General features: G+C 36.1%; 14 protein-coding genes. 8 read left to right on the top strand and 6 right to left on the bottom strand.

What is annotated here, in order from left to right:
• The first annotated feature begins 23 nt into the window (after positions 1–23).
• Positions 24–1,214, top strand: a complete 1,191-nt coding sequence (gene kbl / locus ORI89_RS14585) for a glycine C-acetyltransferase (RefSeq protein ID WP_268231236.1) — start codon at positions 24–26, stop codon at positions 1,212–1,214.
• Positions 1,215–1,422: 208 nt separating this feature from the next.
• A complete protein-coding gene (typA, locus tag ORI89_RS14580; RefSeq protein ID WP_268231235.1) occupies positions 1,423–3,225 on the top strand; it encodes a translational GTPase TypA in 1,803 nt (600 codons plus the stop codon).
• A 78-nt stretch (positions 3,226–3,303) separates the two neighbouring features.
• Here the strand turns inward: typA and ORI89_RS14575 are convergent, their stop codons facing one another.
• Positions 3,304–3,807: an ecotin family protein gene (locus ORI89_RS14575; RefSeq protein ID WP_268231234.1), complete on the bottom strand. Its 504-nt coding sequence runs from the start codon at positions 3,805–3,807 to the stop codon at positions 3,304–3,306.
• 333 nt (positions 3,808–4,140) lie between these two features.
• Here ORI89_RS14575 and ORI89_RS14570 point away from each other — a divergent pair, with 333 nt between their 5' ends.
• Positions 4,141–6,258: a M3 family metallopeptidase gene (locus tag ORI89_RS14570; protein WP_268231233.1), complete on the top strand. Its 2,118-nt coding sequence runs from the start codon at positions 4,141–4,143 to the stop codon at positions 6,256–6,258.
• Positions 6,259–6,363: 105 nt separating this feature from the next.
• On the opposite strand, the gene ORI89_RS14565 is transcribed toward ORI89_RS14570, so the two are convergent.
• Both ORI89_RS14565 and truA read right to left on the bottom strand, forming a co-directional pair.
• Positions 6,364–8,127, bottom strand: coding sequence for an ABC transporter ATP-binding protein (locus ORI89_RS14565; RefSeq protein WP_268231232.1), 1,764 nt, complete (start codon positions 8,125–8,127; stop codon positions 6,364–6,366).
• Positions 8,128–8,137: 10 nt separating this feature from the next.
• Positions 8,138–8,893, bottom strand: a complete 756-nt coding sequence (truA, locus tag ORI89_RS14560) for a tRNA pseudouridine(38-40) synthase TruA (protein WP_268231231.1) — start codon at positions 8,891–8,893, stop codon at positions 8,138–8,140.
• A gap of 180 nt (positions 8,894–9,073) precedes the next feature.
• On the opposite strand from truA, the gene ORI89_RS14555 reads away from it, so the two are divergent.
• Together ORI89_RS14555 and ORI89_RS14550 are read left to right on the top strand one after the other, a co-directional pair.
• Complete coding sequence (locus tag ORI89_RS14555) at positions 9,074–9,547, top strand: DUF4293 domain-containing protein (RefSeq protein WP_268231230.1); 474 nt, start codon at positions 9,074–9,076, stop codon at positions 9,545–9,547.
• Between the two features lie 3 nt (positions 9,548–9,550).
• On the top strand, positions 9,551–10,018 hold the full coding sequence (locus tag ORI89_RS14550; protein ID WP_268231229.1) for a hypothetical protein: 468 nt from the start codon (positions 9,551–9,553) through the stop codon (positions 10,016–10,018).
• A 70-nt stretch (positions 10,019–10,088) separates the two neighbouring features.
• On the opposite strand, the gene ORI89_RS14545 is transcribed toward ORI89_RS14550, so the two are convergent.
• Positions 10,089–10,628, bottom strand: a complete 540-nt coding sequence (locus ORI89_RS14545; RefSeq protein ID WP_268231228.1) for a DUF2892 domain-containing protein — start codon at positions 10,626–10,628, stop codon at positions 10,089–10,091.
• A gap of 102 nt (positions 10,629–10,730) precedes the next feature.
• On the opposite strand from ORI89_RS14545, the gene ung reads away from it, so the two are divergent.
• Complete coding sequence (gene ung / locus ORI89_RS14540) at positions 10,731–11,402, top strand: uracil-DNA glycosylase (protein WP_268231227.1); 672 nt, start codon at positions 10,731–10,733, stop codon at positions 11,400–11,402.
• Here ung and ORI89_RS14535 read toward each other — a convergent pair.
• Positions 11,399–12,478: a DUF6695 family protein gene (locus ORI89_RS14535; protein WP_268231226.1), complete on the bottom strand. Its 1,080-nt coding sequence runs from the start codon at positions 12,476–12,478 to the stop codon at positions 11,399–11,401. The genes ung and ORI89_RS14535 overlap by 4 nt on opposite strands.
• A gap of 8 nt (positions 12,479–12,486) precedes the next feature.
• Positions 12,487–12,957, bottom strand: a complete 471-nt coding sequence (locus ORI89_RS14530; protein WP_268231225.1) for an Lrp/AsnC family transcriptional regulator — start codon at positions 12,955–12,957, stop codon at positions 12,487–12,489.
• A 334-nt stretch (positions 12,958–13,291) separates the two neighbouring features.
• On the opposite strand from ORI89_RS14530, the gene sufB reads away from it, so the two are divergent.
• Together sufB and sufC are read left to right on the top strand one after the other, a co-directional pair.
• On the top strand, positions 13,292–14,743 hold the full coding sequence (gene sufB / locus ORI89_RS14525) for a Fe-S cluster assembly protein SufB (RefSeq protein ID WP_268231224.1): 1,452 nt from the start codon (positions 13,292–13,294) through the stop codon (positions 14,741–14,743).
• 63 nt (positions 14,744–14,806) lie between these two features.
• Positions 14,807–15,565, top strand: a complete 759-nt coding sequence (sufC, locus tag ORI89_RS14520; protein WP_268231223.1) for a Fe-S cluster assembly ATPase SufC — start codon at positions 14,807–14,809, stop codon at positions 15,563–15,565.
• The last annotated feature ends 23 nt before the right edge of the window (positions 15,566–15,588 follow it).

The following is a 15,588-nucleotide window of genomic DNA, read 5'->3' as shown; positions in this document are numbered from 1 at the left end:
ATTATTTTTTTAAATTATTTTTTATGTACAAAACGTTAAAACCAGCTTTAGAGAAAGAACTTGTAGCAATTAAAGAAGCGGGACTATATAAAGAAGAGCGTGTAATAGTGACTCCACAAGGTGCAGATATTAAGGTTAGTACTGGGCAAGAGGTCATCAATTTCTGTGCGAATAATTATTTAGGCTTATCGTCTCATCCAAAGGTGATTGAAGCAGCGAAGATGGCTATTGATTCTCATGGCTATGGAATGTCTTCAGTGCGTTTTATTTGTGGAACGCAAGATATACACAAGCAACTGGAAGCGAAGATAGCGTCTTTTTTAGGGACAGAAGACACTATTCTTTACGCCGCTGCTTTTGATGCTAATGGAGGGGTTTTCGAACCTTTGTTTGGACAAGAAGATGCTATTATTTCTGATGAATTGAATCATGCATCTATTATTGATGGGGTACGCTTATGTAAAGCACAGCGGTTTCGTTACAAAAACTGTGACATGGTAGATCTAGAAGCACAGTTGCAAGCTGCTTCAGGTGCTAGACATAAAATTATCGTTACTGATGGTGCTTTTTCAATGGACGGTTCGGTTGCTCCATTGGATAAGATTTGTGATTTGGCAGATAAATATGAGGCTTTGGTTATGATTGATGAGTCCCATTGTTCTGGGTTTGTTGGAAAAACAGGTCGAGGTACACATGAGCTTTTCAATGTGATTGATCGTGTAGATATTATTACAGGTACATTAGGCAAAGCTTTAGGTGGGGCGTCTGGAGGGTTTACTTCAGGACGTAAAGAGATTATTGATATGTTACGCCAGCGTTCAAGACCTTATTTGTTTTCAAATACATTGGCGCCTGCTATTGTTGGTGCTTCAATTGCCGTACTGGACATGTTGAGTGAGACTACAGAGTTGCGGGATAAGTTAGAGGAAAATACGACATATTTCCGTGAGAAAATGACAGCAGTAGGTTTTGATATTCCTGAAGGAGATCATCCTATTGTTCCAGTAATGTTGTATGATGCTAAGTTAGCTCAGGAATTTGCTGCACGTATGTTGGAGGAGGGTATATATGTTATTGGCTTTTACTACCCAGTTGTTCCTCAAGGGAAAGCTCGAATTCGGGTGCAAATTTCTGCCGGACACTCTAAAGACCATCTAGATAAAGCAATAGCAGCATTTACTAAAGTAGGAAAAGCGCTGGAAGTAATTAAATAATAGATTTAAACTCTTTATAAGCGTGTATATGAGTAGTGCTTATTGTATGGATACAATTAGCGTTTTCAAGTGAAAAGAAAGCATAAAGTTGACTACTCAATTGATAGTCAACTTTATGATAATAAAATAATAATACACAATATAAAAAAAAGAGGTGCAAAATCATTATCTTTGCACCTCTTTAATTTTTATAATACATTATTCCTCAATGCAGAACATTAGAAATATTGCGATTATCGCACACGTTGACCACGGTAAAACTACCCTAGTTGACAAAATTCTACATTTTACAAGTCAGTTTCGAGAAAATGAAAATTCTGGAGAACTGATTTTAGACAATATTGACTTGGAGCGTGAGCGAGGAATCACGATTGTATCAAAAAACGTTTCTGTTAAGTACAAAGACGTTAAAATTAATATTATAGATACGCCCGGTCACGCGGACTTTGGAGGTGAAGTTGAGCGCGTTCTTAAGATGGCAGATGGTGTTGTTTTGTTAGTTGATGCATTTGAAGGTCCTATGCCACAGACTCGCTTCGTGACTGGTAAAGCATTAGCATTAGGTATTAAACCTATTGTTGTTGTTAATAAGGTTGATAAAGAAAACTGTCGACCTGATGAAGTGTATGAAAATGTTTTTGATTTATTTTTCAATTTAGGAGCTACGGAAGAGCAGCTGGACTTCCCAGTACTTTACGGATCTTCTAAGCAGGGGTGGATGTCTCCGGATTGGAAAAAGCCTGCGGAAGACTTCTCTCCATTATTAGATGCGGTTATCGAACACATACCTGCTCCTCAAGTTTCTGAGGGTAGCTTGCAAATGCAAGTTACTTCATTAGATTATTCGGCTTTTGTGGGGCGAATAGCTATCGGAAGAGTTGCGCGTGGAACAATTAAAGAAAACCAACCTGTTTCATTAATGAAACGTGATGGTAAAATTGTAAAATCGCGTGTTAAAGAGCTTCAAGTTTTTGAAGGGTTGGGTAGGATAAAAGTCTCGGAAGTAAATGCAGGAGACATATGTGCTGTCGTTGGTATTGATGGTTTTGAGATAGGCGATACAATTGCTGATTATGAAAAACCTGAACAACTAGAGGTTATGCATATTGATGAACCTACTATGAACATGCTGTTTACTATTAACAACTCTCCTTTTTTTGGCAAAGAAGGGAAATTTGTTACTTCTAGACATATATATGAACGCTTGCAAAAAGAACTGGAGAAGAATTTAGCACTTCGTGTAGTTCCTACAGATTCGCCAGATGCATGGTTGGTATATGGTAGAGGTATTCTTCACTTATCTGTTTTAATAGAAACAATGCGTCGTGAAGGGTACGAGTTACAGGTAGGACAGCCGCAAGTAATTGTGAAGGAAATAGACGGCGTTAAGTGTGAGCCTATTGAAGAGATGGTTGTTGATGTTCCTGCTGAAGTTTCAGGTAAAGTTATCGAATTGGTGACGCAAAGAAAGGGAGAGCTTCTCGTTATGGAAACTAAAGGTGAAGTTCAGCATTTAGAGTTTACAATACCGTCAAGAGGTATTATCGGATTGCGAAATAGTGTTTTGACTGCAACAGCAGGAGAGGCCGTAATGGCACACCGATTAAAGGGATATGAACCTTGGAAGGGCACTATCCCTGGACGTTCTGCAGGTGTGTTGATTTCGCTTGATACAGGGACTACAACTGCGTATTCTATAGATAAATTACAAGACCGCGGACGCTTTTTTGTCGATCCTGGAGCGGATATTTATGAAGGTCAGATATTAGGTGAGCATATTCGAGAAAATGATTTGACTATTAATATCACTAAAGGTAAGCAGTTGACAAATATGCGTGCGTCAGGTTCTGATGATCATGTCCGTATAGCGCCAGCCGTAAAGTTTTCGTTAGAAGAGTGTATGGAATATATTCAATCGGATGAGTACATCGAGGTTACGCCGCAGTCCATGCGTTTACGTAAAATTTATCTTACGGAAAACGAAAGAAAAATAAAAGGTAAGAATTCTTAGAGTACTTATCACTTATGTATTAAAAAAGATCTTTCTAAAATAGAAAGATCTTTTTTAATACTATTTAATAGCGAAAAACTATTGTTTTTGTTTGACTTCACTAGCTCTATATATATCATCTTCAGCTTTGTAGATTTTAAACTGAATATCATATTCTTCCGGCACATAAACAACAATTGGTAATCGTCCGTTATAGTTTGTGATCTCAGGTTGCGCAGAGACGAAAATATGTCTATTAGGTTGGCTTGGGCATGCCATTTGTGTGCTACCTACAATCCCATCTGTTTTGAAAATATAGTAACTATAGCCCCAGCCTTCTAAATCTTTTTGTTCAAGAGTTCCTTGTAAGAAAAAATGATTACAGCCATCGACTTCCATTATTTTTCCTACTGAGAATTCAATTTTCTTTTTTGAATCATTTTCTGAATGAGGTACCTCGATTAACATTTGTTTATACCCGTTTTCAGGTTTTGGAAAAATTGAAGGATCAGTTTTCATATTTATAGACTGTGCTAAAGTTATAGAGCTTAAACTAATGCATGCCACAATTAGCATTAAAGACTTTTGATAGATTTTTTTCATATTATATGTTTCTTTGTTTAAATATACGTAGTGCAATAGCCATGTGCTACATACTATAGGTATAGAGCTGTTATTTGAAAGATGGTTTAATTTATAAAATCATTATGTATTGAGATGTGAATAAAATTCGTGCCAAATTTAATTGTGTGGTAGTTGTCTTTGAGATAGAGTTATTCGTTCTTTACTGTAACGATTTAATTAAATATGGAGTTTTAGCATGTATAAAGTCATTACTTCGGTATTATTTGAAAGCAACACGTATTGCTTCTGCTGTTAACTTTGTAAATGGTCTTTTATAACTATATTTGTTAGGAAAAAAAATAAACACAAGAAATGAGTAAAAAAAGAATCTTACCTTTCTGTTTGGTTGTGGCAGCACTTGTTGTAGGTTGTCAAGATCAAACGAACAAAAAAGCAAGCAATAATCCTTTGCTTATGGATTATGAGACGCCGTTTCAGGTGCCTCCTTTTGATCAGATAGAATTGGGTCACTATAAACCAGCTTTTGAAGAGGCTTTGAAAGCCCATAATGTAGAAATTGATTCTATTGTAAATAACATAGAAGATCCTTCTTTTCAGAATGTAATTGTAGCATTAGAGAATGCTGGTAGATTGTTGACTAGAGTTTCAACTGTGTTTTTTAATATAAACTCTGCAAATACGAATGACTCTATACAGGCAATCGCAAAGGAGTTAGCGCCTATATTGTCTGCGCATGGGGATGAGATTTCGTTAAATGAGAAGTTGTTTTCTAGGGTGAAGTCTGTATATGACAATAGAGGTACTTTAAGTTTAGATAGTGAAGATGCAAAGTTGTTAGAGGAAACTTACAAAGGTTTTGTTCGTTCAGGTGCAAATCTTACTACTGAACAAAAAGAAAAACTAAAGAAAATTAATTCTGAATTATCAGTTTTGACAACACAGTTTGGACAGAATTTATTGGCTGAGACGAATGCCTATGAGTTACTAGTGGAAAATGAAAATGATTTGGCAGGATTGCCCGAGGCATTAAAGCAAGCCGCTGCTGACGAAGCTAAAAGTAGAGGTAAAGAAGGGAAGTGGGTTTTTACTTTACAGAATCCGTCTGTTATGCCGTTCTTACAGTATGCTGATAATAGAGAGTTGCGTAAAGAAATTTGGAATGCCTATCAGATGAGAGGCAATAATGACAATGACTATGATAATAAGGAGACCCTTAAGAAAATTGCTAATTTACGTTTAGAGAAAGCAAAACTGTTAGGTTATACCTCTCATGCTGCTTATGTTTTAGAAGAGTCAATGGCGGAAAAACCCGATAATGTTTATGCTTTATTGAATAAATTATGGACACCTGCCTTAGCTAAAGCTAAAGTAGAGGCTGATGACATTCAGAAGGAAATAGAAACTGCTCAAGATACATTTAAGGTTGCTCCTTATGATTGGCGGTATTATCAAGAGAAAATACGTAAATCTCGATATTCTTTGAATGAGGAGGAGATTAAGCCTTACTTTAGTTTAGCAGCCGTTCGTGAGGGGGCCTTTGCAACTGCAGCAAATTTATTTGGACTATCGTTTATTGCTTTAAACAATATACCTACTTACCATGAAGATGTGGAGGTTTATGAAGTGAAAGACAAGGATGGTTCTCACTTAGGCCTTTTATATGCAGACTTCTTTCCGAGGGCTTCAAAAAGAGGTGGAGCATGGATGACATCTTATAGAACGCAAAGTACTAAAAATGGAGAGCGTGTTGCCCCTGTCATTTCGATTGTATGTAACTTCACGAAGCCTATAGGAGATCAGCCCGCTTTATTAACTTTTGATGAAGCGACTACATTATTTCATGAATTTGGGCATGCTTTGCATGGACTTTTATCAAATGTAAAATACAGAAGCTTAGCGGGTACCTCGGTGCCTCGGGATTTTGTGGAGTTACCTTCGCAAATTATGGAAAACTGGGCAGCAGACCCAGAGGTTTTAACTACTTATGCGAAGCATTATAAAACCAAAGAGGTAATTCCTGCGACTTTAATTGAGAAGATGGAAAAAGCGGGCACATTCGACCAAGGTTTTGCTACAGTTGAGTATTTAGGAGCTTCTTTATTGGATCTAGATTACCACGCTCGCACATCTCCTGTAACGGAAGACATTAATGTTTTTGAAGCAGCATCTATGAATAAGATAGGAATGATCGATGCAATAATTCCTCGTTATAGAAGTTCCTATTTTCAGCATATATTTTCTGGAGGTTATTCAGCGGGTTATTACAGTTATATTTGGTCTGAGGTTTTGGATTCGGATGCATTTGCAGCCTTCAAAGAAAAATCTGTATACGACGAAGGGACGGCCACATCTTTCCGTAGAAATATTTTAGAGCGTGGTGGTACTGGAAACCCTGCAGAAATGTATAGACAATTCCGTGGAGCAGATCCAGACCCTATCTATCTGATGAAGAAAAGAGGATTGAATTAAACAAGAATCTGTTTGTATATAAAAAGGGTTGCTTTTAAATGAGTAACCCTTTTTATATGAATATCAAATGTTTTTTTAAGGTGCTATGAAGCTGTCCCTTTGGAATTATACACTTAAGGAGTTGAACTGTAGGTCATATAGTTTTTTATAGTAACCATTAAAAGAGAGAAGCTCGGCATGGGTGCCAGTTTCTTTAATTTCACCTTTGTCGAAAACAATAATTTTATCGGCTTTTTGTATTGTTGAAAGCCTATGCGCTATAACAATTGAAGTTCGACCAGTCATCATTTTGTCTATTGCTTCCTGTATAAGAATTTCTGTTTCTGTGTCTATAGAAGATGTGGCTTCGTCTAAGACCAGAATAGTTGGATTATGAACTAAAGCTCGGATAAATGATATGAGCTGTGCTTGACCTGCGGATAATGTTGCTCCACGTTCTTGTACCTGATACTCTAAGCCATTAGGAAGATTCATTATGAACTCGTAAGCACCAACTTTTTTTGCCGCCTCTATCACTTCTTCTCGACTAATGTCGGGGTTATTAAGGGTGATGTTGTTATAAATGCTATCGGAAAATAAAAATACATCTTGTAGTACTGTAGCTATATGTTGTCTTAAGAAACTTAACTCATATTCTCTTATGTCGATATTGTCAAGAAGAATATTTCCTTTTTGTATTTCATAAAACCTACTTAAGATATTGATGGTCGAAGATTTTCCTGCCCCAGTGGCACCGACTAGTGCGAGAGTTTCTCCAGGTTGAACCTCTAAGTTTATATCTTTTAAAACCCACTTTTCATTATTATAGGCAAACCATACATTTTTAAATTCGATTTTCCCTTTTATTTCTTTTGGACTTAGTTTTCCGTTGTTCGGTGTAAATTCTTTTGTATCTAGTACATCAAATATGCGTTCAGCAGAAACCATTCCCATTTGTAGTGTGTTGAATTTATCTATTAGTTCCCTAATAGGTCTGAAAATCATATTAATGTACATTAAAAAAGCGACAACTACGCCTGGAGATATTATATCTGATAGAATCTGTTTAGAGCCATACCATACCAATAGTCCTGTTGCGATTGCAATGATAATTTCTAAGACGGGAAAGAATATGGAAAAATACCAATTTGCGCGTATATGGGCGTCACGATGCTTACGGTTGATATTTTCGAATTTTTTGATTTCTTGTTCTTCACGTGCAAAATATTGTATTATTGCCATTCCGCTAATGTGTTCTTGTAAAAATGTATTTAAATTAGAAACCCACTTTCGGACATCTATAAAGGCAGACTTCATCGCTTCTTTAAAGATATATGTTGCCCAAATCATTAAAGGCATGGGGACAAGGACGATAAGTGTCAATCTCCAGTCGGTATAAAACATGACTCCAAGAATAACAAAAAGCTGTAGTAGATCTCCAATGATTTGGATCAGCCCTTGTGAAAATATATTGGAAATAGTTTCTAAGTCCGATATTGCTCTGGTAATGATACGACCTATAGGAGTATTATCAAAGTATTTTAGTCGTAAATTAGTTATGTGGTTAAAAACCTCGATGCGAATATCTCTAATGACATTTTGCCCTAATACGTTAGTTGCTAACGTGTGATAGTAGCGTATAATGGTTTGAATCAATAGCAGCGCTACCATGGCGAGTAACATCCATTTTAGGCCTGTGGAATCTGATTTTAATATATATTTATCTAAAGTATACTCGATTAGCATTGGTAATGCAGGAGCTACACCAGCTAATAAAATGGTTAAAACTACTGAGGCCCAAAATATCGTTTTATAGGGACGCATATAATTTGCCATTCTTTTTAATAGCTTAGTGTCGTAGGTTTTGCCAGTTATATTTTGATTACTCAAAGTGTTTATGTTATAAATAAGGGTAAACGATATTTGTTAAATATAGTCCATGAGCAGGTACGGATATCCCCGCCTGCGAACGTTTCCGACTTCTAATGACTTCAAGGATTGATTCAGCTTCTTTTTTCTTAATTCCAATTTCAATTAATGTGCCAACTATGGCTCTTACCATGTTTCGGAGAAAACGATCTGCTGTGATTCTGAACACTAAACGGTCATTTTCTAAGTGCCAATATGCTTGTTTTATTGTGCAGATATTCGTAAACACTTGGGTATGGCTTTTTGAGAAGCAACTGAAGTCTTGTTTCCCTAATAGATATTGAGTAGCTGTATTCATCAAGGCTATATCTGGCATGTCCCGAATTTGCCAAGATCTATTTGTAAGAAAAGGGTCTTTTTTAAAGTGTATAAAGTATGCATAAGACCTCTCGGTAGCGTCAAATCTTGCATGTGCGTTGTTTGAAACGGGTATTAAGTCCTGTGCACTTATATCTTGTGGAAGAAGAGCGTTTAAAGAATGTAGAAAAGATCTTTTACTTTTAATCTGATTCTCTTGCGTGTCAAAATGAACAAATAGTTGTTGGGCATGTACACCGGTATCCGTTCGTCCAGCACCCGTGGTCTCTATTTTGGAACGCAAAACTGTTTCCAAAACATCATTTAATTTTTGTTGTACGGAGATAGCGTTATGCTGTAGTTGCCAGCCGTGATACATAGTTCCATCGTAGGCAATTTCTAGAAAAAAACGTTGTAATTTGTTGTCCACAGTACAAAGATAATTAAAAGAATGTAAGCTCATGAGTGAAAAATATTTAAGGAAAGAGTGGAGTTTAATAAGTCATGGAGGAAGTAGGGAGGTTAATTGTTTAATTAATTTTTAAAGCAATCAAATTGCTAATTCTTTTGTTTATAGTATATTTGTTAGATAGTATTTATTATATAGTTTATGATTCAACGTGTTCAAACAATTTGGCTTTTAGCAGCTTCGGTTATCTTGTTTAGTCTTTTTATATTCCCATTTGTAAGTTTTATAGATTTAGTGGGATTAGGGAGGCAAATTTCTGTGACAGGAGTTTATTCTTCGGTTAATAATGAAATTGTTAAAGAGAGTGGATCTATTGGTTTAGCTATCTTTACAGGGGTTGTCGCTTTGATTCCCTTTGTTTTAATTTTTCTTTTTAAAAATAGAAAGCAGCAGATCAGGTTTATTTATTTAGAGCTTTTACTTGTAATTGGTTTAGGTGTATGGATGCTAAGTACTGCAAATGATAGTCTCGGCTCGATATCTCAAAAAGTTGACACGAATAATATTGGTGTGGGCTTTTTTTTATTACCACTTGCTTTAATTTTATTAGGATTAGCGGTGAGGGATATCCGTAAGGATGAAAAGCTTATTCGTTCAGCTGATAGATTAAGATAAAAGATGAGTTATTTTAAGTGTTCATTGCTTTTGCTTTTGGTTTGTTCTTTGTGCACTGTACAATTACAAGGTCAAGAAATAAAAGAAGCGTATGTTATAGATGATTTACAAATAGACGTAAAGGCTGTAAGCCTTGATCAGAACAAGGACACTATTACCATTGACTTTTTCTTGATTTCTTATCATAAGGGTGTTCGTGAATTTAAACTGAATACATATGCTACACAGGTCATTGATAACGATGGTGCAAAACATATGTGTGCTAATATGAGAATGGGAAGGGTATTGGTGAGTCTTGCGGATAGGCAGAATTATTTACACTACTTGTTAGAGGAAAATTTACCTGTCCCGTTTCGATTGCAAGTTTCTAATTGGGGGGACAAAGAGCTTTCAAAAGTAGTTTTTGTATTTGAGGATAGTAATGAAGAGGGAAAGTTTATTGAGGCTATTTTAGATTTGAAAAAAGAATAATCGTTTCTTATTAATAAGTAGATAAACGGTTCAAAGTTTTATTGTGGATTTGAACCGTTTTAAGCTTAATTTATCTCGAGTATCTAAACTGTTGTCTGTCTAGTTGGCCAAGTTGGTCTTTCATCATTTTGATCTGATCAGCTAGTAGCTTGTTTTTGTCAGCTTTCTTTGCTTCGGCTAATAGTTTTTCTGCTTCGCGTTTATTTCTTTTAGCCATAGCAACACCCGCTAAGCTCAATTTTGCCATTGCCACATTATGATCCATATGTAGCCCTAAAGAAAGTGCCTTTTTAAAATATTTTTCAGATTGCAGAGGTGCTTTCTGAGATTCAAATATACCTAAAAGCATATGGTAATAACCATGCTGAGCACTTATTAACTGCTTTTCATAATTCTTTATATGTTTTAAAGCCTTTTCGGCTTTAATCATATTTTCTTTACGAAGGTGCCATTGAGCTAGAAGCATGTGCTCGTTAAAAAATACTGTGACCCATGCTAGTATACTGACAAAAATGCCGAGGATTCCCCACCCCCAATGCCCAAACCAAAATAACAGTACCGTCCCAATTAGCAGAAGACTACAGAGAATAATGCGTACAATATTTGACATAGAATTTAATTTCAATTAAAACAATAATATGCAAATATCCGTTTATTTTGGAGCTTTGTCAAATACTGTTACTTATAAATTTTCAAAAATGTATTTTTGGTTATGAAAAGTGTTTATGATGTTAGTTGGATGCCTGTTTTGTCATCGTTGTTAGATAAAGAAGAGGTGAAGAACCTTATCGATTTTATCGATCGAGAAAGGCAGCAGGTTGTAGTTTATCCTCCGGATAATTTAATTTTTAATGCTTTTAAGCTAACTAAATTTACCGATGTAAAGGTTGTAATATTAGGACAAGACCCTTATCATAATAAGGGGCAGGCGCAAGGATTGTCATTTTCTGTACCTAAAGGAGTAACATTGCCTCCTTCGTTGAGAAATATATACACTGAACTAGAGAATGATATAAGGGGTTTCATAAGACCAAAACACGGGGATTTGACTAAGTGGGCGCAGCAGGGGGTTCTTTTGTTAAATACTGTTTTAACTGTTCGCGAACATCAGGCTGGATCACATCAAAATAGAGGATGGGAGCAGTTTACAGATGCTGTTATTGAAGCTGTTTCTAGGGATTTGGAACATGTAGTGTTTGTTCTTTGGGGGAGTTATGCTCAAAAAAAGGAAAAATTGATAGATAAGACGAAGCATCTTATTTTGAAAAGTGTACACCCTTCGCCTTTGTCAGCTTACCGAGGCTTTTTTGGGTGTAGACACTTTTCTCTGGCAAATAATTATTTAGAAATGAGTGGAAAAAAAGGTGTTGATTGGCAGCTCTAGGCATACAATTCATTGATGTCTAGATTTCTGATGTCTTTATTTGATAAATTTTGAATGTGGTTTATTCTTATTTTTATTTCATTTTGAATAATATGTGTGAATAAAAGGTGGCTATCGTAAGTGAATTTAAAGCTTTTCGTTGGATCTATAGATTCTGAGGGGGTGCCTAGTACTGTGTATTCTAAACAGCCTTCGGTTGTAAATCTTTTTATTACAACATGCTTTTCATCGATAAAGTGAGCATGAAACCATGCGCCGTCGCCTACGCCTCCTAAATATTGTGCATCCTTAGGTACATCAATAGGTCGGCTAGTAAAGTTCATTAAACCTATGGTGATATCACTGGGAAGTAAATCTGCTTTTTTTTGAGAAATATTGTCACCTAGTTTACTAAGCAGAAATAAAAAAGATTGCCATCGGTTCATTTTAAAGTGCCTTAAGCCTTGCTTTTGAGTGAAGGAGTATATCATTCGATCTTCTACGGCGTTGACAACATTACTAATTGGACTGGCCTTTATTGTTTCTGGGAAATTGATGCTATGGGACCAATTGTATTTTTGTGAGGCATACATGAGCATCCGGGTGATAAAACGAGAACAGTTGTTATTTCCTTTTGCAACAGCACCGTATGGATAGGTGCCCATTTGAACGCAGTTGTCACCATATGTCTTAGCTAATTCAAAATTAATGTCTTTTGCGATTGAAAAAAATAACTCGCCATATCCGTACATCGCAGGTTTTGAAGTCTCAAAATAGTCTATTATTTCTTCAAGGTTGGTGATGCTTTGTTGGGAAAATTTAGCTCTTATTTTTATTTCCAAATTGGGATCTGATGACATCGACCGGGCTCTACCATACCCGCGTGGGGTAATGTATCTGCCAAAGTCATAGAATAACATTTGTCCTGTTATTTTTTTTACTAGAACTATTCCTGTATGACCTACTTTGAAGTTTAAATTTTTTACAAGACCTATTTTTTTGAAGAACATCATCCATCCTTCATCACCACGCATAGTTGCATCAGGCCAAGTAAGGATGAAAGCGAAATCATTATAGGTTATTGGTGGTTTTGTCATAAGTTGTTTTAATATTCTAACGGTACAATAGGTTCTTTTTTGCTTGTCGACATAATCATCATTGTTTGAAAAGTTTTTACAAATGGTATTTTAGATATTTTCTCCATGATCACGGCTTCATAAGCTTTAATATCTCTTACATATACTTTTAGCATGAAATCACAATTGCCAGTCACATGGTGACATTCTGTTACTTCGGGTATTGTCTTTACAGCTTCTACAAATTCAGGAATAGCGTTATGAGTGTGAAAATCCAAGGATATTTGAATAAAAGACTTGATGCCTAATCCAAGTTTTTCCTCATCAACAAATGCATGATAGCTCTTGATAAAACCAGAGTTTTCTAACTTTCGTACACGTTCGAGGGTAGGTGCTGGTGATAGGCCAATGTTCGATGCTAATTGAAGGTTAGTTATTCTTCCGTTTTCTTGTAAGAGTTTTAAAATTTTGTAGTCTGTTTTGTCGGGTTGATATGGCATCTGTTTTTATGTGTTTTTTTTAAAAATAAAATTTCTCAGAAGGTAAATATACAAAACATTGTTTTGTATTAGTAATAGTTTTTTAAGGTTGCTTTATAGCTAAAACCTATTGGGAGTAGCCTCAGTAATGTCTTGTTTCTATGGTTAAATATATAAAAGCGCGTTTTGAGCTCTGTAAGACGTTTCATCATCATTTAAATGACATTTGTCATTTATTTTGTTAAAAAGTAGGGGGCAAAGGGCTCATGTGTAGCGTTTTTAATGTATTAAATTGTATCTTTGTACTCCGAAATATGGATAGAAATCGCAGATTAATATTAAAGGTGGAGGAGAAATGAGTACAAAAGATGATGAATTATTAAAAGAGCTTGAGCTCGAGGAATATAAGTACGGTTTTACAACCGATATAGAGATGGAGATTGCTCCGAAAGGTTTGAGTGAAGAAACCGTTCGGTTCATTTCTGCTAAGAAAAATGAGCCCGAATGGCTCTTAGAATGGCGTTTAAAAGCTTATCAACATTATTTGACTTTGAAGATGCCTACTTGGCCTAACTTTAAAGATCCTGAAGTGGACTTTCAGGATATTTCATATTATGCGGCGCCTAAACCTAAAAAGCAGCTTGAAAGTTTGGATGAAGTTGATCCCGAATTATTGGCAACTTTTGAAAAACTTGGTATACCATTAGATGAACAAAAGGTATTGGCAGGTGTAGTTGCTGTAGACGCTGTTTTTGATTCGGTGTCGGTTAAAACAACTTTCAGGGAAAAGTTAAAGGAACAGGGCGTTATTTTTTGTTCTTTTGGAGAGGCTGTTCAAGATTATCCTGAACTTATTAAAAAATACTTAGGTACAGTTGTTCCGCAAACAGATAATATATACGCCGCGTTGAATTCCGCTGTCTTCTCGGATGGTTCATTTGTCTATATACCTAAAAATGTAAAATGCCCAATGGAGCTATCTACATATTTCCGTATAAATGCACAAAACACAGGTCAGTTCGAGCGGACATTAATCGTAGCCGAAGAAGGGTCTTACGTTTCATATTTAGAAGGGTGTACTGCACCTATGCGTGATGAAAATCAATTGCATGCTGCGGTTGTTGAATTGATTGCAGAGAAAGATGCCGAAATAAAATATTCGACGGTTCAGAACTGGTATCCTGGAGATAAAGATGGAGTGGGAGGGATTTACAATTTTGTAACTAAACGAGGAATCTGTAAAGGCACTAATTCTAAGATCTCTTGGACACAAGTTGAAACAGGGTCTGCAATAACTTGGAAATATCCAAGTGTTATTTTAAAGGGAGACAACTCTGTGGGCGAATTTTATTCTGTAGCACTTACTAGAAACAAACAACTAGCTGATACAGGTACAAAAATGATTCACCTCGGAAAGAATACGCGTTCCAAGATCATTTCAAAAGGAATATCTGCTGGGTTAAGTCATAACAATTACCGCGGGTTAGTTAGTATAGGCGCGCGCGCCGACAATGCTAGAAATTTTACCCAATGCGATTCGATGCTTATTGGCGACCGATGTGGGGCGCATACTTTCCCATATATAGACAATAAGAATAATACAGCAATGTTAGAACATGAAGCTACTACATCTAAAATTGGTGAAGATCAAGTGTTCTATTTGAATCAAAGAGGGATCGATGCAGAGAAGGCTGTAGGTCTTATTGTGAATGGTTACGCGAAAGAAGTGCTTAATCAATTGCCGATGGAGTTTGCAGTAGAGGCGCAGAAATTATTGGCAATTTCACTTGAGGGCTCGGTAGGCTAGATTTATACATATAGGGCGTTCTCGTATTTTGTGTTTTCGCCTTCGCAATTTCAATATAATAAAATGTTATCAATTAAGAATTTACAAGCGTCCATAGAGGACAAAGAGATATTAAAAGGCCTTGATTTAGAAATAAAGGCAGGAGAAGTTCATGCAATTATGGGACCTAATGGTGCGGGGAAAAGTACTTTAGGAAATGTTCTTGCTGGGAGAGAGTCTTATGAAGTAAGTGGAGGGACTGCGACATTAGATGGGGTAGATTTATTAGATTTATCTCCTGAGGATAGAGCGCGTGAAGGTTTATTTTTGGCTTTTCAGTATCCTGTTGAAATTCCTGGGGTATCTAATATTAACTTTTTGCGTACTGCAATAAACGATATCCGCGAATATAAGGGGCTTGCTCCTATGGAAGCTAAAGAGTTTTTGCAGATGGTGAAAGACAAACAAAAGCTAGTCGAATTTTCTTCAACTTTAGCTAACCGTTCATTAAATGAAGGGTTTTCAGGAGGAGAGAAGAAGCGTAATGAAATTTTCCAGTTAGCCATGCTAAATCCAAAATTGGCGATTTTGGATGAGACAGACTCTGGTTTGGATATTGATGCACTAAGAGTTGTTGCTAATGGTGTTAATCAGTTGCGCTCAAAAGACAATGCGTTTGTTGTAATTACGCATTATCAACGATTATTAGACTATATCGTTCCTGATTATGTTCATGTTTTATACAATGGTAAAATTGTTAAAACAGGAACAAAAGAGCTTGCTTTAGAGCTAGAAGAAAAAGGGTACGATTGGTTGAAAGATTATGACACAGAGACGGCTTAAATAAGTTTTGTAAACTTATTGTT

The sequence above is a fragment of the Sphingobacterium sp. UT-1RO-CII-1 genome (genome assembly GCF_026711005.1).
Lineage (GTDB): Bacteria > Bacteroidota > Bacteroidia > Sphingobacteriales > Sphingobacteriaceae > Sphingobacterium.
Note: the sequence above shows the minus strand (reverse complement) of the source record. Positions and strands in the feature narration are given on the sequence as shown.

What these genes read in the sequence shown, in the direction of transcription:
- kbl (WP_268231236.1), top strand. Translation starts at nt 24, where the DNA reads ATGTACAAAACGTTAAAACCAGCTTTAGAGAAAGAACTTGTAGCAATT.
- typA (WP_268231235.1), top strand. Translation starts at nt 1,423, where the DNA reads ATGCAGAACATTAGAAATATTGCGATTATCGCACACGTTGACCACGGT.
- ORI89_RS14575 (WP_268231234.1), bottom strand. Translation starts at nt 3,807, where the DNA reads ATGAAAAAAATCTATCAAAAGTCTTTAATGCTAATTGTGGCATGCATT.
- ORI89_RS14570 (WP_268231233.1), top strand. Translation starts at nt 4,141, where the DNA reads ATGAGTAAAAAAAGAATCTTACCTTTCTGTTTGGTTGTGGCAGCACTT.
- ORI89_RS14555 (WP_268231230.1), top strand. Translation starts at nt 9,074, where the DNA reads ATGATTCAACGTGTTCAAACAATTTGGCTTTTAGCAGCTTCGGTTATC.
- ORI89_RS14550 (WP_268231229.1), top strand. Translation starts at nt 9,551, where the DNA reads ATGAGTTATTTTAAGTGTTCATTGCTTTTGCTTTTGGTTTGTTCTTTG.
- ORI89_RS14545 (WP_268231228.1), bottom strand. Translation starts at nt 10,628, where the DNA reads ATGTCAAATATTGTACGCATTATTCTCTGTAGTCTTCTGCTAATTGGG.
- ung (WP_268231227.1), top strand. Translation starts at nt 10,731, where the DNA reads ATGAAAAGTGTTTATGATGTTAGTTGGATGCCTGTTTTGTCATCGTTG.
- ORI89_RS14535 (WP_268231226.1), bottom strand. Translation starts at nt 12,478, where the DNA reads ATGACAAAACCACCAATAACCTATAATGATTTCGCTTTCATCCTTACT.
- ORI89_RS14530 (WP_268231225.1), bottom strand. Translation starts at nt 12,957, where the DNA reads ATGCCATATCAACCCGACAAAACAGACTACAAAATTTTAAAACTCTTA.
- sufB (WP_268231224.1), top strand. Translation starts at nt 13,292, where the DNA reads ATGAGTACAAAAGATGATGAATTATTAAAAGAGCTTGAGCTCGAGGAA.
- sufC (WP_268231223.1), top strand. Translation starts at nt 14,807, where the DNA reads ATGTTATCAATTAAGAATTTACAAGCGTCCATAGAGGACAAAGAGATA.